Annotated in this window: 22 protein-coding genes; 6 read left to right on the forward strand and 16 right to left on the reverse strand. The window is 63.9% G+C overall.

All coding sequences use genetic code 11. The annotated features are described in order from the left end of the window. Positions 1-2: 2 nt before the first annotated feature. Positions 3-716 carry an SLATT domain-containing protein gene (locus NCCP691_RS11840; protein ID WP_220808530.1) on the reverse strand — a complete coding sequence of 238 codons (714 nt, stop codon included), beginning with the start codon at positions 714-716 and terminating at the stop codon, positions 3-5. Positions 717-1,037: 321 nt separating this feature from the next. On the opposite strand from NCCP691_RS11840, the gene NCCP691_RS11845 reads away from it, so the two are divergent. Continuing rightward, positions 1,038-1,454, forward strand: a complete 417-nt coding sequence (locus NCCP691_RS11845) for a response regulator (RefSeq protein WP_220808532.1) — start codon at positions 1,038-1,040, stop codon at positions 1,452-1,454. After that, entirely contained in the window at positions 1,451-1,768 is a 318-nt protein-coding gene (locus NCCP691_RS11850; protein ID WP_220808534.1) for an Hpt domain-containing protein, read from the forward strand. Before NCCP691_RS11845 ends, NCCP691_RS11850 begins: the two co-directional genes overlap by 4 nt. Positions 1,769-1,775: 7 nt before the next feature. Here NCCP691_RS11850 and NCCP691_RS11855 read toward each other — a convergent pair whose 3' ends face one another. After that, positions 1,776-2,840 carry an NAD(P)-dependent alcohol dehydrogenase gene (locus NCCP691_RS11855; protein ID WP_220808535.1) on the reverse strand — a complete coding sequence of 355 codons (1,065 nt, stop codon included), beginning with the start codon at positions 2,838-2,840 and terminating at the stop codon, positions 1,776-1,778. 111 nt (positions 2,841-2,951) lie between these two features. On the opposite strand from NCCP691_RS11855, the gene NCCP691_RS11860 reads away from it, so the two are divergent. After that, positions 2,952-4,721 (forward strand): thiamine pyrophosphate-requiring protein, encoded by a 1,770-nt coding sequence (locus NCCP691_RS11860; RefSeq protein WP_220808537.1) that lies wholly within the window; start codon positions 2,952-2,954, stop codon positions 4,719-4,721. Between the two features lie 14 nt (positions 4,722-4,735). After that, positions 4,736-4,927, forward strand: coding sequence for a hypothetical protein (locus NCCP691_RS11865; RefSeq protein ID WP_220808538.1), 192 nt, complete (start codon positions 4,736-4,738; stop codon positions 4,925-4,927). A 7-nt stretch (positions 4,928-4,934) separates the two neighbouring features. Here the strand turns inward: NCCP691_RS11865 and NCCP691_RS11870 are convergent, their stop codons facing one another. Beyond that, the gene (locus tag NCCP691_RS11870; RefSeq protein WP_220808540.1) at positions 4,935-5,945 is read right to left on the reverse strand and encodes an AI-2E family transporter; all 1,011 of its coding nucleotides are present in this window, start codon (positions 5,943-5,945) and stop codon (positions 4,935-4,937) included. A gap of 85 nt (positions 5,946-6,030) precedes the next feature. On the opposite strand from NCCP691_RS11870, the gene NCCP691_RS11875 reads away from it, so the two are divergent. Continuing rightward, positions 6,031-7,128, forward strand: coding sequence for an NADH:flavin oxidoreductase/NADH oxidase (locus NCCP691_RS11875; protein ID WP_220808542.1), 1,098 nt, complete (start codon positions 6,031-6,033; stop codon positions 7,126-7,128). Position 7,129: 1 nt separating this feature from the next. On the opposite strand, the gene NCCP691_RS11880 is transcribed toward NCCP691_RS11875, so the two are convergent. The 3 genes from NCCP691_RS11880 to NCCP691_RS11890 all read right to left on the reverse strand — a co-directional run bounded on the left by NCCP691_RS11880 (position 7,130) and on the right by NCCP691_RS11890 (position 11,926). After that, positions 7,130-7,921, reverse strand: a complete 792-nt coding sequence (locus NCCP691_RS11880) for a hypothetical protein (protein ID WP_220808545.1) — start codon at positions 7,919-7,921, stop codon at positions 7,130-7,132. 161 nt (positions 7,922-8,082) lie between these two features. Beyond that, the gene (locus NCCP691_RS11885; protein WP_220808547.1) at positions 8,083-10,419 is read right to left on the reverse strand and encodes an alpha/beta hydrolase-fold protein; all 2,337 of its coding nucleotides are present in this window, start codon (positions 10,417-10,419) and stop codon (positions 8,083-8,085) included. 379 nt (positions 10,420-10,798) lie between these two features. Next, positions 10,799-11,926 (reverse strand): metallophosphoesterase, encoded by a 1,128-nt coding sequence (locus NCCP691_RS11890; protein WP_220808625.1) that lies wholly within the window; start codon positions 11,924-11,926, stop codon positions 10,799-10,801. A gap of 205 nt (positions 11,927-12,131) precedes the next feature. Here NCCP691_RS11890 and NCCP691_RS11895 point away from each other — a divergent pair, with 205 nt between their 5' ends. Then, positions 12,132-13,046 carry a hypothetical protein gene (locus NCCP691_RS11895; RefSeq protein ID WP_220808549.1) on the forward strand — a complete coding sequence of 305 codons (915 nt, stop codon included), beginning with the start codon at positions 12,132-12,134 and terminating at the stop codon, positions 13,044-13,046. A 287-nt stretch (positions 13,047-13,333) separates the two neighbouring features. Here the strand turns inward: NCCP691_RS11895 and NCCP691_RS11900 are convergent, their stop codons facing one another. From NCCP691_RS11900 to NCCP691_RS11945, 10 genes are all read right to left on the reverse strand, one after another. Beyond that, on the reverse strand, positions 13,334-13,930 hold the full coding sequence (locus NCCP691_RS11900; RefSeq protein WP_220808550.1) for a hypothetical protein: 597 nt from the start codon (positions 13,928-13,930) through the stop codon (positions 13,334-13,336). Between the two features lie 14 nt (positions 13,931-13,944). Beyond that, a complete protein-coding gene (locus NCCP691_RS11905; protein WP_220808551.1) occupies positions 13,945-14,151 on the reverse strand; it encodes a hypothetical protein in 207 nt (68 codons plus the stop codon). A gap of 107 nt (positions 14,152-14,258) precedes the next feature. Continuing rightward, positions 14,259-14,603 carry an Imm45 family immunity protein gene (gene imm45 / locus NCCP691_RS11910; RefSeq protein WP_220808553.1) on the reverse strand — a complete coding sequence of 115 codons (345 nt, stop codon included), beginning with the start codon at positions 14,601-14,603 and terminating at the stop codon, positions 14,259-14,261. Then, a complete protein-coding gene (locus NCCP691_RS11915; protein ID WP_220808555.1) occupies positions 14,600-14,794 on the reverse strand; it encodes a contact-dependent growth inhibition system immunity protein in 195 nt (64 codons plus the stop codon). Before NCCP691_RS11915 ends, imm45 (NCCP691_RS11910) begins: the two co-directional genes overlap by 4 nt. 87 nt (positions 14,795-14,881) lie before the next feature. Then, complete coding sequence (locus NCCP691_RS11920; protein WP_220808557.1) at positions 14,882-15,238, reverse strand: contact-dependent growth inhibition system immunity protein; 357 nt, start codon at positions 15,236-15,238, stop codon at positions 14,882-14,884. An 8-nt stretch (positions 15,239-15,246) separates the two neighbouring features. After that, positions 15,247-15,549 carry a contact-dependent growth inhibition system immunity protein gene (locus NCCP691_RS11925; RefSeq protein WP_220808559.1) on the reverse strand — a complete coding sequence of 101 codons (303 nt, stop codon included), beginning with the start codon at positions 15,547-15,549 and terminating at the stop codon, positions 15,247-15,249. Positions 15,550-15,599: 50 nt separating this feature from the next. Further along, positions 15,600-16,010 carry an Imm45 family immunity protein gene (gene imm45, locus NCCP691_RS11930; RefSeq protein WP_220808561.1) on the reverse strand — a complete coding sequence of 137 codons (411 nt, stop codon included), beginning with the start codon at positions 16,008-16,010 and terminating at the stop codon, positions 15,600-15,602. Then, the gene (locus NCCP691_RS21625) at positions 15,992-16,309 is read right to left on the reverse strand and encodes a contact-dependent growth inhibition system immunity protein (RefSeq protein ID WP_220808563.1); all 318 of its coding nucleotides are present in this window, start codon (positions 16,307-16,309) and stop codon (positions 15,992-15,994) included. Before NCCP691_RS21625 ends, imm45 (NCCP691_RS11930) begins: the two co-directional genes overlap by 19 nt. Then, positions 16,306-17,802: an RNase A-like domain-containing protein gene (locus tag NCCP691_RS11940; RefSeq protein ID WP_220808565.1), complete on the reverse strand. Its 1,497-nt coding sequence runs from the start codon at positions 17,800-17,802 to the stop codon at positions 16,306-16,308. Before NCCP691_RS11940 ends, NCCP691_RS21625 begins: the two co-directional genes overlap by 4 nt. Further along, a complete protein-coding gene (locus NCCP691_RS11945) occupies positions 17,793-19,088 on the reverse strand; it encodes a DUF192 domain-containing protein (protein ID WP_220808567.1) in 1,296 nt (431 codons plus the stop codon). The genes NCCP691_RS11940 and NCCP691_RS11945 overlap by 10 nt, the downstream gene beginning before the upstream one ends. Positions 19,089-19,124: the final 36 nt, after the last annotated feature.

The raw sequence follows: 19,124 nt of genomic DNA on the forward strand, positions 1-19,124 counted from the left end.
TGTCAGCGCCGCTTTTCCCCGGCCGCGTCGCCGCTGTCGTCGGCGCGGGCGACGCTGCCGGAAAGACCCTCGCTGCTGCGCAGATGGAGCAAGGCATCGGGATCGGCGTGGCGCTTGATCCCGCCCAGCAGCATGACGAAGACGAAGGCGACGAAGGCCAGCACCGCCACATAGTGCAGATAGCTGAACAGGCTGCCGGCCTGCACCCGCGTCCACAGCCAGGCATAGGCGGGCCACTCGTTGCCGTTCTTCGGCATCGCCGCCAGCCGGGTGAACTGGTAGTCGACCGGCTGATGATGTTCGTAGCGGTCGATGATGTCGAAATAGTCCCGCACGAAGGCGCTGAATTCCGCCTCGGTCATCTTGTTCGGGTCGCGGGCGGCGATGCGGCGCGACAGGCGGTCCAGCTCCACGCCGCTGCGTCGCATGGCATTGGTCTGGGCGACGAACTTCTCCATGCCGACCAGCAGCGCATAGATCAGCACCAGCACCGCGAGCACGGCCTCGGCGCCATGCAGCCACAGCGGCTCTATTCCGGTCGGCACTTCCATGGTCTGGATCAGCGGTATGAGCACCAATGCCAGCGCGAGGCATGCCAGCGTCCACAAAGACAGTTTCTGGTGTTTCTCCAGCCGTTCGCTGGCACGGTAGCGGGCGGCCGCCGTCTTGCTTACACGCGCCTGCAGTTCCTCGACCCGCTTGTTCTGTTCACTCACTTGCCATCCCCTTGCAGAAAAAAACAACGGTGAGTGGCGGTGCATGGCAAAGAGTTCGGCCCCCGTCCAATCTGTTTTTCTTGTCGCCGGTCGGTTTTTTTTCACGCGCGAGCCGCTGCCCTGCGCCGGATGCGGCATTTAATGGGTTATATTTCCGTGCGGAAATATTATCCTGAGGTTGACCGATGCTTTGCGCATGCCGGTGCGGAACGCAAGCCCGCGGAAAACATCAAGTACGAGTCCATCCCGTTCAGCCGCAGCGCATCCCGCGCGGCGCTGGGCGCGAGGTCTTTTTTTTCGAGCCATCGCTTCCCGACGAACATGACTGACGCAAGCGCCTGCGCGCGCCCCCTGCAGCGCGTGCTGTATATCGAAGACGACGAAGACATCCAGGCCATCGTGCAGGTGGCGCTGGAGGATGTCGGCGGGCTGAGCCTGCGTATCTGCTCGGGCGGCAGGGAAGCACTCGAGGCCCTGCCCGGCTTCCAGCCCGACCTGGTGCTGCTGGACGTGATGATGCCGCTGATGGACGGTCCGACCACGCTGCGCGCGCTGCGGGACCTGCCGGGCTGCGCCGAGCTGCCGGCGGTCTTCATGACCGCCAGAGCGCAGCCGTCGGACATCGCGCACTATGAGGGCATCGGCGCCCTCGGCGTGATCGTCAAGCCTTTCCAGGCCGCGCGCCTGGCGCAGCAGCTGCGCGACATGTGGCGCCGGCACCAGGAGGAGCGGTCATGAGCGACGCCGGCCGGAGACTGGAAGAGGCATTGCAGAAAGTGGCGGCCGCCTTCGATGCGCGGCTGCCGGAGCGGCTGCGGCAGCTGGAGAGCCTGTGGCATGCGTACGAGGACGGCGGCGCCGACAGCGCCGAAGCGCTGCGGCGCGAGCTGCACCGCCTGCGCGGCACCGCGTCGAGCTATGGGTACCGGGCGCTGTCGCAGCAGCTGCGCGAGGCGGAAGACCAGTTGCGCGAGGTCGCGCGGCCGGCGCTGCGCGCCTCGATGCGGCAGGTTTTCGACCGCCGCTGGGAACGGGACGCGCCGCTGACCTGAAGCCGCCCTATTGCGCGGGCGCGCCGCGCAGCGAGGCGATATCGATCACGAAGCGATACTTCACATCACTCCTGAGCATGCGCTCGTAGGCCTCGTTGATGCTCTGCACCGGGATCATCTCGATGTCGGACACGATGCCGTGCTGCGCGCAGAAGTCGAGCATTTCCTGCGTCTCGGCGATGCCGCCGATGAGCGAGCCGGCGAGATGGCGGCGCTTCATGATGAGGTTGAACACCTGCGGCGAGGGATGCGGCTCGGCCGGCGCGCCCACCAGCGTCATCGTGCCGTCGCGCTTGAGCAGCACCAGGAAGGCATCGAGACTGTGCGGCGCGGCCACGGTGTTGAGGATGAAGTCGAAGCTGTTCTCGTGCGCGGCCATCTCGTCCGCGTTCTTCGACACCACTACGTCATGCGCGCCGAGCCGCAGCGCATCCTGCCGCTTGTCCGGCGTGGTGGTGAACAGCACCACGTGCGCGCCGAGCGCGCGCGCCAGCTTGATGCCCATGTGCCCGAGTCCGCCCAGTCCGACCACGCCCACCTTCTGGCCCGGCCCGACCTTCCAGCGGCGCAGCGGCGACCAGGTGGTGATGCCGGCGCACAGCAGCGGCGCGGCCGCCGCCGGATCGAGTCCCTCTGGCACGCGCAGCACGAATTTCTCCGTCACCACGATGTTGGTCGCATAACCGCCGTAGGTCATGCCACCGGAATGCATTTCCTCGCCGTTGTAGGTGCCGACGAAACCGTTCTCGCAATATTGCTCGAGGCCCTCGGCGCAGCTGGGGCAGTGTTGGCAGGAATCGACCATGCAGCCGACGCCGACCATGTCGCCCTGCTTGAAGCGCGTCACCTCGCTGCCGACGGCGGTCACCCGGCCGATGATTTCATGCCCGGGCACGACCGGGTACACGGTGTTGTGCCATTCATTGCGCACCGTATGCAGATCGGAATGGCAGACGCCGCAATACAGAATGTCGATCTGCACGTCGCGCGGTCCGGGATCCCTGCGCTCGAAACGGATCGCCTGCAGGGGAGAAGTGGCGCTGGTCGCGCCGTAGCCGAGGGAGGGCAGCATGCTGTTTCCTTTCCGCGCAAATGCGGGTTGACCCGCATGCGGTAGCGGGGTTCCATCCACCATCCGGCGCGCATCTTGCGTGCCATCCCGGCATTTTGCGGGAGCACGGCAATGAGCGAGACGGTCGCGGATTTCATCCTCAAGCGCCTGCGCCAGTGGGGCGTGCGGCGCATCTACGGCTATCCGGGCGATGGCATCAACGGATTGATGGAGGCTTTCGGCCGCCAGGATGACATCGACTTCGTGCAGACGCGGCATGAAGAACTTGCCGCCTTCATGGCCTGCGCGCATGCAAAATTTACCGGCGAGGTGGGCGTGTGCATGGCGACTTCCGGGCCGGGCGCGATTCACCTGCTCAACGGCCTGTATGACGCGAAGCTGGATCACCAGCCGGTGGTGGCGATCGTCGGCCAGCAGGCGCGCATGGGACTCGGCGGCGATTACCAGCAGGAAGTCGACCTGCAGTCGCTGTTCAAGGATGTCGCGCACGAGTTCGTGCAGACGGCGATGGTGCCGGAGCAGGTGCGGCACCTGGTCGACCGCGCGCTGCGCATCGCACGCGAGCAGCGCGCGGTGACCTGCATCATCCTGCCCAACGACCTGCAGGAACTGGCCGCGGTGGAGACGCCGCCGCGCGAACACGGCAGCGTGCATTCCGGCATCGGCACGACCGGGCGCAACCTGGTGCCGGACGAGGACAGCCTGCGCCAGGCCGCGGCCATCTTAAACGCCGGCAAGAAGGTGGCGATACTGGCCGGCGCCGGCGCCCTGCATGCGGGTGACGAAGTGGCGGCGGTTGCCGACGTCCTCGGCGCGGGCGTGGCCAAGGCGCTGCTCGGCAAGGCGGCCCTGCCCGACGACCTGCCCTTCGTGACCGGCACCATCGGCATGATCGGCACCCGGCCGAGCGCCGACATGATGAACGGCTGCGACACGCTGCTGATGGTCGGCTCGAGTTTTCCCTGGGCGGAATTCCTGCCGCCCGAGGGACAGGCGCGCGGAGTGCAGATCGACATCGATGCGCGGCGGGCAAGCCTGCGCTATCCGATGGAATGCAACCTGACCGGCGACGCCCGGCAGACCCTGCAGGCGCTGCTTCCCATGCTGGAGCGCAAGAGCGACCGCGGCTGGCAGCACCAGATAGAACAGCAGGTCCGGCAATGGCGCGACCTGATGCAGCGGCGGGCGCAGGACCCGGCCGATCCGGTCAATCCGCAGCGCGTCTTCACCGAGCTGTCACCGCGCCTGCCGGACGATTGCATCCTGACCTGCGACTCCGGTTCGGCCACCGCCTGGTATGCGCTGCACCTCGACATGCGGGCCGGCATGATGGCCTCGCTCTCGGGCGGGCTCGCCACCATGGGCTGCGCGCTGCCCTATGCGATCGCCGCCAAGTACGCGCACCCGCAGCGGCCGGTGATCGCGCTGGCGGGCGACGGCGCGATGCAGATGAACGGCCTGAACGCCTTGATCACCATCGCCCGCGACTGGCGCACCTGGCGGGACCCGCGGCTCATCGTGCTGGTATTGAACAATCGCGACCTGAACTTCGTCACATGGGAACAGCGCGGCCAGCAGGGAGAGCCGATGTACCCGGTGTCGCAGGAACTGCCGGACTTCGCCTATGCCGACTACGCGCGGATGCTCGGCCTGTACGGCAGGCGGGTGGACAGCCCGGAGCAGATCGGCGCCGCCTGGGACGAAGCGCTTGCGGCCGACCGCCCCTTCCTGCTGGAAGCGGTGGTCGATGCCAGCGTGCCGCCGCTGCCGCCGCAGGTCACGCGCAAGCAGATGCAGAACTACTTCGAAGCGATTTCGCGCGGCGACAAATATGCGGATGCGGTGCGCGCGGCGATCGGCCGCCAGGCATCGGAACGATGAAGAGAGGAGCAAGGATGAGCACGACCAATACCAATGCGCCCACGCCCGCGCCCCGCAATCCGGGCGACGAAGCCAGCCCCGGCGCCGAGCAGACCGGCGAAAACACCTGCCCGGTGTGCGCCGGCAGCGGCAGGGATGCCGCCTCTGCACCCTGCCCCAACTGCGGCGGCACCGGCGTGGTGATCGTCACCGTCGGCGACGCGTGACATCCGGTCAGACCAGGCCGCGGTCGCTCAGCTCTTTTTTCAGGTAGGCATAGAACACCGGCGCGGCGACCACGCCCGGCAGGCCGAATATCGCTTCCATCGTCAGCATCGCGGCCAGCAGTTCCCAAGCGCGCGCATTGATGTGCAGGCCGATGATCTTCGCGTTGAGAAAGTATTCCAGCTTGTGAATGACCACCAGGAAGGCGAGCGACGCCAGCGCGATGCCGAGCGAATGCGACAGGCTGACGATCACGATCACCGTATTGGAAATGAGATTGCCGATCACCGGCAGCAGGCCGGCGAAGAAGGTCACCGCGATCATGGTCTTGGTCAGCGGCAGCCGGATGTCGAGCAGCGGCAGCAGCACCGCCAGGTAGAGCGCGGTGAATACCGCATTGAGCGCGGCGATGCGCACCTGGGCGAAGACGATGCTGCGAAACGCCCGGTGCAGGTTGACCAGCCGCTCATGCAGGGCCGCCGCCAGCGGCTTGTAGTTGGGGGCGGTGGTGGTGTCGTAGAGCGCGGCCATGGCGCCGATCACCATGCCGATCAGCAGGTGGGCGATGACGCGCCCCGCTTCCTGGCCGAGCGCCTGGGCCTGGAACGCGTGCTCGCGCAGCCAGCGCGTGATTGCTTCCTGTATCGCCTGCGCGCCGTCGGGGATGCGCGCTTCCAGCCACGGCGGCAGCTGGCCGCGCGAGGCTTCCACGATGTCCGCCATCTTGCGCATCAGCGCCTCGACGCTGCCGGCGTCGCTGCGGAAGAAACTCACCGTCCCCCAGACGGTCAGCGTCAGGAGCAGCACGATCAGCGAGCCGAGCAGCGCCACCGCGATCACCCGCGCGCGCTGGTCGCTGATGTTCCTGCCCAGCACCGGCGCCAGCACGATGACCAGCGAGTACACCAGCAGGCCGGCGAACAATGCCGCCAGCAGTCCTTTCCAGAGCACGATCGCGAGCGCGGCGGCCGCCAGCAGATAAGACGAAACAATGATCAAATCGAGTCTTGGTTCTCGCATGCCGTTTCCGCTGCCGAAGATGGCAGCAGCATAGTTGAAATCGCCAGCGCCGGCATTGCGGCGCGTTTTCTTTCATGGATAGCGCATGAGCACACTTTTCTCTCCCATCAGCCTCGGCGGCCTCAGCCTGCCGAACCGCATCGTCATCGCGCCGATGTGCCAGTATTCCGCGCAGGATGGTTGCGCCACCGACTGGCATGAAATCCATCTCGGCCATCTCGCGCTGTCCGGCGCCGGCCTGCTGATTCTGGAAGCGACCGCCGTCGAGCCGGAAGGCCGCATCTCCCCGGCCGATCTCGGCCTGTGGTCCGACGACACCGAAGCCGCGCTCGCCCGGGTGCTGCAGGCGGTGCGCCGCTATTCGCCGATGCCGATCGCGGTGCAGCTGGCGCATGCCGGACGCAAGGCATCGACGCGGGTGCCGTGGGAAGGCGGGCAATCGATCCTGCCGGAGGACGGCGGGTGGATCACCTCCGCGCCGTCGGCACTCAAGTACGCCGACCACGACGCCACCCCGATCGCGCTCGACGAAGCGGGCCTGCGGCGCGTACGGGACCGCTTCGTCGACGCCGCGCGCCGCGCCGACCGCCTCGGGATCGACGCGATCGAGGTGCACGCCGCCCACGGCTATCTGCTGCATCAGTTTCTGTCGCCCTTGTCCAACCAGCGCACCGACGCCTGCGGCGGGTCGCTGGAAAACCGCATGCGCTTCCCGCTCGAGGTCTATGACGCGGTGCGCGCCGCCTTCCCCGCCGACAAGCCGGTCGGCGTGCGCGTGTCAGCTACCGATTGGGTAGCAGGCGGCTGGGACCTGGAACAGACGGTGGCCTTCGCACAGGCACTGCGCGGGCGCGGCTGCGCATTCATCGATGTCTCCACCGGCGGCCTCTCGCCGCTGCAGAAGATCGAGCTGGGTCCGGGCTACCAGGTGCCGTTCGCGGAACGCATACGGCGCGAGTCGGGACTGCCGACCATGGCGGTGGGCCTGATCACCGAACCCGCACAGGCGGAAGAAATCGTCGGCTCGGGCAAGGCCGACATGGTAGCGCTGGCGCGCGGCATCCTCTACAACCCGCGCTGGCCGTGGCATGCGGCGGCCGAACTCGGCGCCCACGTGGATGGGCCGCCGCAATACTTCCGCGCGCCGCCGCACGGCATCAAGCGGCTGTTCCGCGGCGCCTGAGTCAGAGATCGAGTTCGACGTCGACGCACTTGATCCGATCGCCCTTGCCCTTCTGCGCATTGGCCTCGGCTTCGGCGTCGGCCGCCTCGCGCGTCGGATGCTGGGTCACGACGAAACGGTCGGTGCTGATGCCGTCGCGGTTGAGGTAGATGTTCAGGTAAAGGCGTTCCATCTCCGGCACATTCTCCAGGTAGGGCAATCCGTTTTCCGAGAGGCGGCCGTCGCTGGTGAACACCGTCACCACGTCGTCGTCGCCGATGTAGCCGTGCACCTTGTACACGGGATGCCGCGCCCGGGTGGTGATGATCTCGACCGGCTGCCTGGTCGTGATCATTCTCACCGGCCGGCTGAAATCCAGCGGCGGCGCCGGCGTCCTGCTTGGCAGCGCCGGGTTGACCATGGTGCGGGCGAGCGTGCTCGCATCGGCGGCGCCCGTCTGCGCGCGGGCGGTGTAGCGCGGCGCGTCGAACCGGCGCTCTTCGCTTTCCTGCTCGTCTTCCATCTGCCGCGGAGCCGCGGCCGGCGGCGCCTCGACGGCCTGCTCGGTGGCCATGCCGTCGGTTGCCAGCGAGGGTTCCTGCCTGCCGCCGCGCGCCGCAGGCTGTGCCTGTCCGGGTGCCGGCGCCGGCGTCGGCGGCCGGTCGAATGTCCTGCGTGGAACGTTGAACGCCATCTCGTAGTTGTACAACTGCTCGTCGGTCATGTCCGGATACGGTGCCGGATGGCCCCCGTCCACGGTCCGGTATGGCATCCCGTTGTCACGCTTGCCCAGGATGCTGCCTAATATGCCCACGTCCTTCTCCTTCAGCCGATTTCCTTGCTTCAATAGTTGCATCAATTCGATGCAATGCGAGGATTTCGACCGGCGCCGCCGAAGCGGGTTCGGCGGCGCGCGTATCGGACTATGTCGATGTGTTACCAGTCACCCTGCCGGTTGCGGCAGCTCAAATCTCTTCACGGATAGCGCAGCTGCCGGTTGCATCCGGCGAGCGTCACGGTCAGCGGCCCGTCGGTGTCCACCACCAGCTGCGCATCGCAATTCAGTTTCGCGCGCTGGGGATGGACGGTGACGGCGGCGACGTTGCGCGCGACCAGATCGAGCCGGTTGGCGGCCGGCGCGACGGTGGGCAGGCCCCAGGTGCGGAACTGGCTCACATAGGCCTGCAGCCCGAGATCGCCGGTGGTGACCCCGGCGCCGCTCTGCGTCGGCGACACCGCCGGATCGCCTTCGCCGAAGCCGCGCGATACCGCGTCGATGCTGCCGCGCGGCGCGGACGAGCCGGTGTCCCGCACCGCGATGTCCGACAGCCAGTAGGCGTGATTGCCGACCAGGCCGCGCGACGGCACATCCATCGCCGGGTTGGCGACATACGTCACATGAGCGGGATTGCGATTGACGCGCGCGTCGCCGAGGAAGTCCGCGCTGCCCTGATACTGGTCGTGCACGGCCAGCGTCAGGTGCTCGCCGCTCGCATAGGTGTCGAAGCGATAGCGGTAGCCGAGCTGGTCGAGACGCTGCGCCTGGGCGAGGGTCCCGGCATAGGGCACCAGTTCATCCGCCGCCTGCACCCACATCATGATCGGCAGATTGCGCAGGCCCGGCAGCAGGTGATAGGTGTTGGTCGCGTCGCCGCCGGTCGGTTCCGCCGGCGGCACCCAGATGCCGAGCGCCGGCGGTCCGACCACGGCATGGGCGCGGGCGAACAGGTCCGGATAGCGGGTGCCGAACTTGAAGGTCGCATGCCCGCCCATCGAATAGCCGCTGATCGAGGTCAGTTCCGGGTCGAGCGGATAATGCCGCGCGATGTCGGCCCACATCTCGAAGGTATCCGCCGCCGCGTCATCCACATACCAGCCGTCCGGGCCGCGGCCGAGCGCGGTGGCGACCAGGTGGCCGGCACCGCGCTCGCCGAGCTGCGACTGGTTGCGCGACGCCAGGTACTGGTTGTGATTGCCGCCGAGGGAGTGCAGCAGCAGCGTCAGCCCGTAGCCCCCGGCGGGGCGCGGCTTGACCGGCACGTACAGCGTGTACGGCTGCAGCTGGCCGCGGTACTCTCCCTTGCAGGTCGGCGCGCTGCCGCATTCGACGGAGAAGTCCACTCCCTGCCTGGTCTCCACGGCGCTGGCGAAGATGCGATTGATCGGTCCCGTCTGCGGCACGCCCTGCGGCTGGCCGGGCATGTCATCGTTCACCTTTGCCGCCAGCTTGCCGAAGTCGACGCTGGCGTGGAAGGCGCTGATGTCCCCCGATGCCAGCGCCGAGGCCTGCGCATTCTCCCGCCAGTAAGAGGTGCCGGACGCGATCTCGCTGATGCGCAGCATCGGCTCGTTGAAGCGGAAGGCGACATTGAAAAATGCTGCCGGCCGCGTCAGCGTGCCCGAGCCGCCCGGTGTCGTGCTGCTCGCCACCGCCTGCGGCGTCATGTAGCGATTGTTCGCGCGGTCCCACAAGCCCGCGCCGGCCGCCACCCGCACCACATTGCGCCCCGGATTCCAGGCGGTGACCGGCACCCGCACCTCGAACTGCCGGCGCTCCATGTCCACGCTCACCTCCGGCGCGGGCGAGACCACGCCGCCGGTGGCGGCATCGGTCAGCACCGCCTGCGTGCCGTGCACCGTCAGGAAGTACTGCCCCGGCGCCGCGACATTGGCGCCGAACGGGAAGGCCCGCGGCGAGGCCGAATCGCCGAGCGCGATCGTGATGCCGACGCGTTCGGCATCGATCAGGCTGTTGAGCGTCACGCGGAACGCGGTAAAGCCCGACTGCGGCTTGATGCGCAATTCCACGATGTCGGCCGCGTTGCCCGCGTACGCCGGATCGTTCGGATAGGTGTAGGTACCGTTCCCGCGCGAGAACGTCTCGTTGGAACGCCGGGCATCGGTGGGATCGAACAGCGTGCCGTTGGCGCCGCGGTCGTCGTACAGATAGTCCTGGTAGAGGAATTCGCCCTGCCGGTAAGCGCTCGCGCCCGAGACCAGGATCGGCCTTGCGCGCCAGATGCCGGTGTTTTCAAGCTGCGGCGCACGAGGCGGCTTCGCGTAAAGAAGATCGGGACCGGGGCGCGGCGCCGGCCCGCTGTAGAGCGACCGGCTGCTGTAGTCCGTCTCCGGGGTATCAGGGCCGCCGAGATCCGTTTCCGGCGCGAGCGGATCGAGCAGGCCGAGCAAAGGCTTGATGCTGGTCCCCGAGGTATAAGCCGTACCGGCGGGATCGGAACCGCCGCAGGCGGCCAGCAGTACGGCGGCGCTGCACAGCACGGGCAGCAGAAAGACGTTTCCTGTTTTACGCATGATGCTCCTTGATGAACGGGATATGCGCGACCACCACCGGCGCAGCGGGACGCGCGGCGTCGCACGGAATGCCGGCCGAACGCGCTTATGGCGCGGCAGGCGCGGCGGTTTCAGGGATGGGGGTAATCAGCGAGGGCGAGGCGGAATGCGGGGGCATTCGCGCGTGCGGGGAGCGGGATGCGATGCGCGGGCTGCGCGATGACGGCCGAAAGTCTCCGGTCTTTTCATGACTGTCTCCTCGTTCGTTATCGGAGCGCCGGCAGGCGCCCCTTGTTTGCTGTTTTGAGGATCAGCTGCAATTTTTTGTTCCGAACGACCGTGCTTGAAAACCGGCATGAAAGCCGGAATCGCAAGCTTAGTTGCGTTCGGTCAAGAGAACTCAGGCGCGGACCAGGCGCACCCGGGTGATCTCCGACGGCGCGCCGAAGCGTTTCGGCGGCCCCCAGTAGCCGGTGCCGCGGCTGATGTAGACCCACAGGTTTTCCAGCCGCTTGAGACCGGCGACCCAGGGCTGCTGCATCGGCACGAAGAAATTCCACGGGAAGAACTGACCGCCGTGCGTGTGGCCGGACAACTGCAGGTCGAAACCGGCCCTGGCGGCAAACGGCGCGGTTCGCGGCTGATGCGCGAGCAGCACTTTCACCCCCACCCCCTCCGGCGCGCCGAGCAGCGCCTTGTGCGGGTCGCTGCGGTGGGTGGGATCGAAATGATGCGCGGTGTAGTCGGTCACGCCCGCCAGCAGCAGCGAAGCGCCGTCATGCTCCAGCACCACGTGCTCATTCATCAGCACCCGCAGGCCGAGGCGGCGCACCTCCGCGATCCAGGCATGGGCGCCGGAATAGTATTCATGATTGCCCGTCACGAAGAATGCCCCGTGCCGCGCCTGCAGCCTGGCCAGCGGCGCGGTATGTGGCGCGAGGTGGCGGACCGCCCCGTCGACCAGATCGCCGGTCACCGCCACCGCGTCGGCCTGCAGCGCATTGACCGCATCGACGATACGGTTCAGGTAGCCATGCTTGATGGTCGGCCCGACGTGGATGTCGCTGATCTGCGCGATGGTGAAACCATGCAGCGCCTCGGGCAGGCCCGCGATCGGCACGTCCACCTCCACCACCCGCGCCACCCGGCGCGCATTGAAGAAACCCGCCAGCGCCGCAAAGCCCGCCAGCACCGGCACGCCGATGCCCGTGCCGCGCACCAGCGACTCCGACCCCGCGCCGAACAACACCGCGACTGCCAGCGCCACGTCCCGCAGCAGGGTCAGCACGAACAGCGAAGAAAACAGGCCGAGCGCCAGAAACCCCGCCCACGCCACCCGGTCGGCCATCGGCTGCCGCATCCCGCGCGACATCATGCTCGCCGGGATCAGGACGAACGACGCCACCAGCCAGAGCGCGCCGAGCACCTGCACCGCCAGCGGCACCGGCAGCGCGGGAAGAATGCGCCAGCCGATGTAGGCATGCAGCGACGCGAGGATGGCGAGGATGACGGTGGTGGAGCGTGGCAGGTGCATGGGATGGGTATACGCGGTCGAAGCGCGCGCGGACAGGACGCCGCGGCGTTTCGACTATCTTGGGCCGCATGCCCGGTGTTCAACCGTTGTAATCGACGCAGCGCGAGAGCGGTCGTTGCAACATTAACATTTTGGAACCCCTGTCATGTCAGCGCCAACTTAGCATCTTGTCTTTTCAACAAGAGAAAAGGCGAGCAGCATGAAAGTGAAGGCAGTCTGTGCATTGGCACTCGTAATGGGTCTGACGTCCTGCGGCGGGGACGGCGACGGCGATGGCGGCGACGCGAGCACCGCAAGCAGCAGCACCGAAGCGGGCGCAGGCAGCGGGAACGAAGCCCCGCAAACCAGCAACATCAACACCATCGACAACAACCCGCTCAAGCTCAGCCCGGCACCGGTGTTTACCGCGAGTTCGCGTTCGGTGACCTACGACGATTGCTTTCCGCGGCATGATGATGTGCAGGTTGGGGATATAGCTGTGGACGGCGTTGAAGAATTTGACTCTTGGACAAATCAGATTGAGACAATGCACCAAACGAACACCGTGACAGCAGTTGTCCCTTATTCGTACGCCGGACGGCAGGGCGTGTTAATTACGGATGAAAATCCCGAACATGTATCGGCAAACGGCCACTACCCCAAACTCGTGTCGGAAGAACTTTCACTTCGCGGCGCAAGGCACTGGATGAAAACAACCGGCTTTACGACCGTCTCAGGTAATACCGTACAAAACTACACTTACACTCACATACCGTTGGAACTAGGGGATATCAGCAACGGCAACGCCCCCTACAAGCCAGGCGACAGTACAACAAGCACTTTCGACTGGATAAGCCAACATGGAAACGAGCCGCCGACGACGGTCAGAGTAATAGAGAAGTTGACTTTTCTCGGCGTCGAGGAAGGCACGACAGTTGCTGGTTTCAGCTTCCCATACGCCTGCGTGTTCCGGGTTGAAATCAAGTCGGACAGAGTAACCAGGATCGAGGACCATTACCATCATAAATACGGCGGGATCAAAGCCGTGGTCTACACCGACGGCGGCCCTAGACCGCTCGTAAATGAGCGGCTCTCCGACACAGCCAGAGAGCGCAGGATAAAACAAGCCGGGTGAGACATTGCTACCTAGTTGCTTTGTAAGCTTTTGGCAAGCATGTGCGGCACCGAGCGGGACCGGGAACACGTCTCCTCGGGAGGCGTGCTTTCCGTTCAGGGACGTGCCACTTCACGGGTCTGGTATCAGTACAGATACTGCATCGACCGGTAATCCCCAGGCAACGTATGCGGATGAAATCGTGCTGCCCACGCAGCGGCGGCAAATTCCTCGATGGTCTTTGATCGCCCGAGCGACAACGGGGATTGTTCCTGAGTATGCGGGCAGTGCGGCCGCATACTGGGGGATCACAGATACGCAAGCCGTCCCCAGGCTCGCCGCACATGCTGTTCCAGGTGATGAATCTTGCCCTTCCGGGTATATAGCGTCAGAACCACCGGAAACCGCCCCTTCTCCTGTCCGACGAATATCCGGACATCCATCGCAACGCCCTGCACCGTGCCCACGAAATCAGCCTCATGCCCGCTCAGCGAAGCATGCTTTGCCGGCAAAATCGTCAGCGCCCGGCTCGCGGCGACGTTCAATCCAAAATTCTGACTCGCACGGGTGATAGCGGTCCTCGCCATCGTCGCGAATGCCCCCTCGGCGACACGCTCCTTCGGCCAGCTCGAATAGCTCATCACCGCAGGCGGATGATGCGCTTCAGGTGCCTCCGCAATGAAAGTCGGATGCGCCCCGCGTTGCAGCTCGGTGCGCCAGGGCGGCTGGTTCTCTACCCAGATCTCCAGACCCAGTTCGCGAACCTTGTGAATCTGCATCTCGCGCGGCGCCTGCGCGTTCGTTTCTGAACTGCCCGCCCGGGCGACGCCGGCAAACACGCCGCCACTTACATACAGGCCACCGGCGACGAGAAGACGGCGACGCCTGTTGTCGAACTGATTCATGCCTGATTCGGTACTCATGCGGCGAATCCCCCTCTCGATGCGGCGACCCCGATTCCAGCCAATGTCAGAACCAGCACTGACAGCAGGCCGTACCATCGCACACTGCGCCGCAAAGCGAGACGCCAGTCGAGCTTACTCAACAGCGAGACGATGACCAGAACGATGAGATAGCTGATTGCGGCGCGGCCTAGCAGATTCCCTGCGATGAAACTTATGCTCATTTACACCTCATGAGTTTGAGTACAAAACTACTTTCGAAGGGCACAAAGTGGATGCAGTCGGCGCAGCTAGCCGGCAAGTACACGAAGCAGCCGACACCATTCAGAAATCAAAGCGCGTCCTTAGGACGACGGGGCACGGCGTAATGTTTGGCGTAAAGAACTTCCCGCACGTCGCACTCCGGATAAATCCACTTTGCCCAGTTATCGACGATCCATTGCCTGCTCAAAGCATTCACGCCTGGCAGCTCCGCTTCAATCGGTAACCGAACAAGCAGGTGGCCCGCTTTATGCCCAGACGTGACAATTAGAGAATGCAATGTGGTGTCTCCGGGCAGACGGAGCACCAGAAGATCAACCATTCCCTCATACGGCCATTTCGCCGGGAATCGGAATACTGCTCCTCGGATGATGGACCGTGCTTTAAGCGAGACAAGTTTTTGCCAGGCGCTCATAGTCCGCAGTGTGTCGTCAATTTAGAAACTTCCAGTTCCAACTCGATAACTGATGCCTCAATTTCTTCCTGCGGCTCCGACGAAAGAAAACCCTCGATTGCTTCATCCCCATCCTTGTATTCGAGATCAAAATCTTGATGGAAGTACGCACGGAACAGATGTCCAAGCGCAGGATACTGGGGAGAGTTCATGATTGAGGTTGGGCGCTGCCAGGTACATGTGTCCGGCTTAAGTCAACCGATTCTCAAGACTATTGTCATGCCACCCTTATGGATTCGTCATTGGTCAGCGTTCGACTTGGAACTGACATAGCTGGCCAGCCTCTCCCTGACGTGCTTCAACCACTCCAAGGCCGTTCTTCCTCGGGCTGCAGGATAGTACGCGGATCCAAAATCTTCGAGGTACCGGGAGGCTTCCTCTTCAATAATCTCCACCTCTAGAACCTGATCCAACTCAGCGAGTGACGAAGAAATCTTTTCCAATGGTTCGTCCGTCAGAAACGTATTGATCGCATCTTCTTCGTCCTTAAATTCGAGATTGAAGTCTTCATGAAAATAGCCTCCAAAGAACTGGTGAAGTGACGGATAAACCTGTTCCAAGTTGACAGGATAAGAACGCCTCTGGTCTCTACTCATCAAAATTGTCACTCCATGGCTTCTTTAATCTTCTGCTGGACATGCTGCAGCCATAGCCTGCTCGTCCTGCCCTCGGCATGCGGATCGTACGCGCAGCTGAGATTTGAAATTAGTTTATCGATATCTTCATCAGAAATACGCGTGGACAGTAGTTTCTCGATGTCTTCCAGTGTCTTTTGTATGTATCCAATTGGCTCTTCCGCAATGAATGCGGCGATGGCGTGGTCGGGACTTTCGTACTCCTCCATGAAATCTTGATGGAAGTAGCAACAGAGCAGTTGAGCCAACGATTCGCATGACAGTTTATTCATCCTTTAAATCTCCCTGACGGCGTAGGTCGAGGCTTGGAAGCACCGGCGTACTAGGGCAAAGGCGGAGCTGATGTCAATACTGGCCGCTTGGGAACCGGGTAATGTCGCGTACACATAACCTCTTCCGCCTCGCAATCCGGGTAAATCCACTTCGCCCAGTTCTCGATAAGCCACTTTCTACTTACAGCAATTGGCCCTTGTAGTTCTGCTTCGAGTGGAAGTCTGACCAAGAGGCGACCTGCCTTGAGTCCGGATGTAACGACCAGGGAATGTTCGGTTCCCTCTTCCGGCAGGTTCAGCAACATCAGGTCCACCATCTCCTCATATGGCCATTTGGCCGGGAATCGGAATATCGTCCCCTGTGCGATTGCATCCTCTTCCATATCAGTTAACTTCTGCCAGTAGTTCGATGAAGAATGGCAGTGCACGCGATGTGGAGTTGTCACGAATTTCGATTCCAATTACTGCGGGTCTCCAAACGCTGCTTGACATGTTCTAGCCACTCTGAATTCGTTAGCCCTGTGGATGTAGCGTCATAAGCTAGTCCCAGTCGAATAAGCAAGCGTTCCAGATCGCTTTCACTAAGACCCAACTTCAGTAAGTCATGCAACTCCACAACTGATGCCTCAATTTCTTGCTGGGGCTCCAAAGATAGAAAACCATTGATTGCGTCTTCTGCGTCTTTGTATTCGAGATCAAAATCTTGATGAAAGTATGCGCCGAATAGATGTCTAAGAGCAGGATATCGGGACGAGTTCATGGCTGTGGGTACGCTGTAAGGATCAAATAACCGTCCGGCATGCTTGGGGCTTTTATCAAAACAATTCTTACGCCGTTCACGTGGACTATTCCAGGGATTCCTCTTTGCACTGAAATCCCTGTAGCATCTTTCGCAACATAATCGATCGTGAGGGAAGGGCGGCCACTTGCTGCAAACTCGCGAACTCTCTCTTGCTCAGCGTTAATAGCGGCCGATACAAAACGTTCAGCGGATACACGATCGACGAATGTTGAAGATATTTTCATTCTTGGATTATCTTCGAAGCGCGCACGTAGCTGCTGTTCAGTACGCCCCACATGGCGTGCTATCGCATGCCCTCCTGCCGCTTCATGTGCGGCCAAGCCACCTCCGGGTACCAGGGCGCAAGATGCATTGTGCGCCCAACTCCCGCCCTCCCCAACGAAGTAGCTCGCCGTATCGGCAACGCTGAAGTTGAAGACTTTGAGGGCCTGCTTCACCTCCTGATTGCTCAGTACCAGCGCGTCGCCCTCGCGCCCGGCGATGACATCTTCGTCGGTGACGTCCTTGGCCTGGGTCCAGCCCTTGCCTTGTACCCAGAACGGGTGTTCGTCGGTGACTCTGAGCGTATCGTATTCGGTTCTGAGTATCCGATGACTGCTTGTGGTTCGACTGAAAACGTCGGTCACCGGCCGCGGAATGTCTGTCTGGCTCCGGCCGTCTCGCGACAGCACGATCTGTCCGATCCGTATCTGCTCGATCGGTACGCGTCCCCTGTCGGTCAGAACGGGCGTGCCGGCCGCGAAGCTTGCGCAGCCGAAGTCGTGTCTCGTCGCGTTGACCGCCGCGCCCAGGTCATCGCCATAGCGGGACAGACGGGTGGCGAGTCTGAGCATCACGGCGGGATTGACGTGCTGGCCGACCACGCGGCCGAGGTCGTAGGCGCCGCAGTGCGTGGCGCGCGTGATCGTGTCGACCGCGGCCTGACCGAGCAGGCCGGCGAGCGTGCGCAGCGTGGCCTGCGGGTCGTCGTGGAATGCGCGGCCGAGGGCGACCAGGCCCTGCACTGCCTCGTCGATGTTCGTGACCAGACTGAACAGGTCGGCCACCTGGTCCTTCAACCCGGTCAGCAAGCCCTTGACGAACTCGTATCCATAGACGAGCCGGGACTCGATGCCGTGCCACAGATTGCCCCAGAACCCGCGGTCTTCCTGCTGCGCGCCGCGATGATCGTTTTCGGGTGTGGTTTGCGTGCAGACGTCTTCCAGGAAGCGGCAGCGGTTCTGCGCGGCCCAGGCCTGGCGGGCCTCGACGCTGGCGAAGCAGACCGGTGGCGGGTCGCAGATTCTGAAGACGGGGACCGGTGTCGTTACCGAGGTTCCCGCGGTTTCTGCTGCTCCGCCTGCTGTCTGCGCGAGCACATGCGACGGGCTCAGGATTGTCAGCAGCAGCAGCAGGAGCGCCGGACCGAATACGCGCCCGACGAGCAAGCCCAGTATCGTTGTCACATGCACGGCGGGGGCTCCTGGCTTCCGGTTTGCGCGCCGCCACCGGTGCCGGTATCGCCGGGGGCAAAGGCGGTCTGCGGCGTCTCCACCGTACAGCCGGCCGTGAGGCAGGATGGCGGCGGATTGCCGTTGGCGGGCGGCGTGCCGGGATCGGATGGCCGGCCGTTGTTGCCCGGCCCCGGCATGGAGACGGGATTGGGCGGCTCGATGGCGTCGCTGTGCATGTTGAGCGTCACATGCGTGACGAGGGGTATGCGGCCCGCGCTGAGCATGCGGCTGTAGTCGGGGTTGCTGCCGTTGTCCATCCACCGCAGATAGCGGTTGAAGACTGTCCCGGCGACCGGTACCTTGGGTTCGTAGGCGTGGGTGATGCGAAGCTTGATCAGGTTGGCGTCGTGGATGCTTTGACCCGACTGGGAACCGATGCGGCCGGGATCGCGCAGGGCAAGTTCAGAGTTCGGTATGACGCGGCGGCTGTTGCCGACGGTCTGCTGCAGGCCGGCGTCGTTCCAGTCGTCGAAGCTTTCCTTCGTCGGGTTGAGCATTTCTATCGCGAGCATGCGGCCGTCCGGTCTGCCGGTCAGGTCCGTGCGCGCGCGCTGACGGGCTTCGGCCAGCTCCCCGGCGCTCGTGCCGCCGCCGTATGCCGGGATCAATGCATCGACGTAGGCGTCTTCGATCGCGTTCACGCTGGCGTTCATCATGGCTCCGGCGCGCGCGGCCATGAAGCCGGCGTGATTGACCTGGTTCTTGGCGAAGAACAGCATGCCGTACTGCAGCACCGACAGGCCGAGCATGGTGAGGATGGGGCCGACGACGATGAATTCGACCATGCCGGCGCCGCCCTGCCGGGATGGGCGCGGCCGCGTCGTTTCCGTGCTGCCCGCCATTCTTGCCCGATGCCGTTCGGCTTCCGGATACACCACGCGGTCACCCTCGCGGATGCCCAGCCGGGCAATGGTACCCGGGGCAAGTTCCAGCACATGACGCGCGGGCAGCGCGGCGGGACAGCGGTCCGCCTTTGGCAGGCTGCTGCGGCTGCAGCGCCAGGGCTTCAGCTTCTCGACGCACTTGGTCACGCAGCCGTTCTCGTCGAGGTAGACGAGGTCGATCGCAAAGCGCATGAAGGCGGTGTGCACGCTCTGGCACCAGGTGAGCAGGAGTGCCTCGTCGGCGGCAAGACGCTTCTTGAACATCAGTCCGGCGAAACGGCTGCAGAAACTGTTGGCCACGCGCAGACGGAGCGGGTGACTGGCGGAACGGGTCTGGATCAGGGCTTCGGTGACGGGCATGGCGATTCCTCATTCGGTCACGGTCTACACTTGCGC

It is taken from the genome of Noviherbaspirillum aridicola (assembly GCF_019656455.1).
Classification (GTDB): Bacteria; Pseudomonadota; Gammaproteobacteria; order Burkholderiales; family Burkholderiaceae_D; genus Noviherbaspirillum; species Noviherbaspirillum aridicola.

What these genes read in the sequence shown, in the direction of transcription:
- NCCP691_RS11920 (WP_220808557.1), bottom strand. Translation starts at nt 15,238, where the DNA reads ATGAGTAGAGACCAGAGGCGTTCTTATCCTGTCAACTTGGAACAGGTT.
- NCCP691_RS11915 (WP_220808555.1), bottom strand. Translation starts at nt 14,794, where the DNA reads ATGAACTCTCCCCAGTATCCTGCGCTTGGACATCTGTTCCGTGCGTAC.
- NCCP691_RS11865 (WP_220808538.1), top strand. Translation starts at nt 4,736, where the DNA reads ATGAGCACGACCAATACCAATGCGCCCACGCCCGCGCCCCGCAATCCG.
- NCCP691_RS11855 (WP_220808535.1), bottom strand. Translation starts at nt 2,840, where the DNA reads ATGCTGCCCTCCCTCGGCTACGGCGCGACCAGCGCCACTTCTCCCCTG.
- NCCP691_RS11895 (WP_220808549.1), top strand. Translation starts at nt 12,132, where the DNA reads ATGAAAGTGAAGGCAGTCTGTGCATTGGCACTCGTAATGGGTCTGACG.
- NCCP691_RS11845 (WP_220808532.1), top strand. Translation starts at nt 1,038, where the DNA reads ATGACTGACGCAAGCGCCTGCGCGCGCCCCCTGCAGCGCGTGCTGTAT.
- NCCP691_RS11885 (WP_220808547.1), bottom strand. Translation starts at nt 10,419, where the DNA reads ATGCGTAAAACAGGAAACGTCTTTCTGCTGCCCGTGCTGTGCAGCGCC.
- NCCP691_RS11875 (WP_220808542.1), top strand. Translation starts at nt 6,031, where the DNA reads ATGAGCACACTTTTCTCTCCCATCAGCCTCGGCGGCCTCAGCCTGCCG.
- NCCP691_RS11900 (WP_220808550.1), bottom strand. Translation starts at nt 13,930, where the DNA reads ATGAATCAGTTCGACAACAGGCGTCGCCGTCTTCTCGTCGCCGGTGGC.
- NCCP691_RS11850 (WP_220808534.1), top strand. Translation starts at nt 1,451, where the DNA reads ATGAGCGACGCCGGCCGGAGACTGGAAGAGGCATTGCAGAAAGTGGCG.
- NCCP691_RS21625 (WP_220808563.1), bottom strand. Translation starts at nt 16,309, where the DNA reads ATGAACTCGTCCCGATATCCTGCTCTTAGACATCTATTCGGCGCATAC.
- NCCP691_RS11860 (WP_220808537.1), top strand. Translation starts at nt 2,952, where the DNA reads ATGAGCGAGACGGTCGCGGATTTCATCCTCAAGCGCCTGCGCCAGTGG.
- NCCP691_RS11945 (WP_220808567.1), bottom strand. Translation starts at nt 19,088, where the DNA reads ATGCCCGTCACCGAAGCCCTGATCCAGACCCGTTCCGCCAGTCACCCG.
- NCCP691_RS11870 (WP_220808540.1), bottom strand. Translation starts at nt 5,945, where the DNA reads ATGCGAGAACCAAGACTCGATTTGATCATTGTTTCGTCTTATCTGCTG.
- NCCP691_RS11925 (WP_220808559.1), bottom strand. Translation starts at nt 15,549, where the DNA reads ATGAATAAACTGTCATGCGAATCGTTGGCTCAACTGCTCTGTTGCTAC.
- NCCP691_RS11905 (WP_220808551.1), bottom strand. Translation starts at nt 14,151, where the DNA reads ATGAGCATAAGTTTCATCGCAGGGAATCTGCTAGGCCGCGCCGCAATC.
- imm45 (WP_220808553.1), bottom strand. Translation starts at nt 14,603, where the DNA reads ATGAGCGCCTGGCAAAAACTTGTCTCGCTTAAAGCACGGTCCATCATC.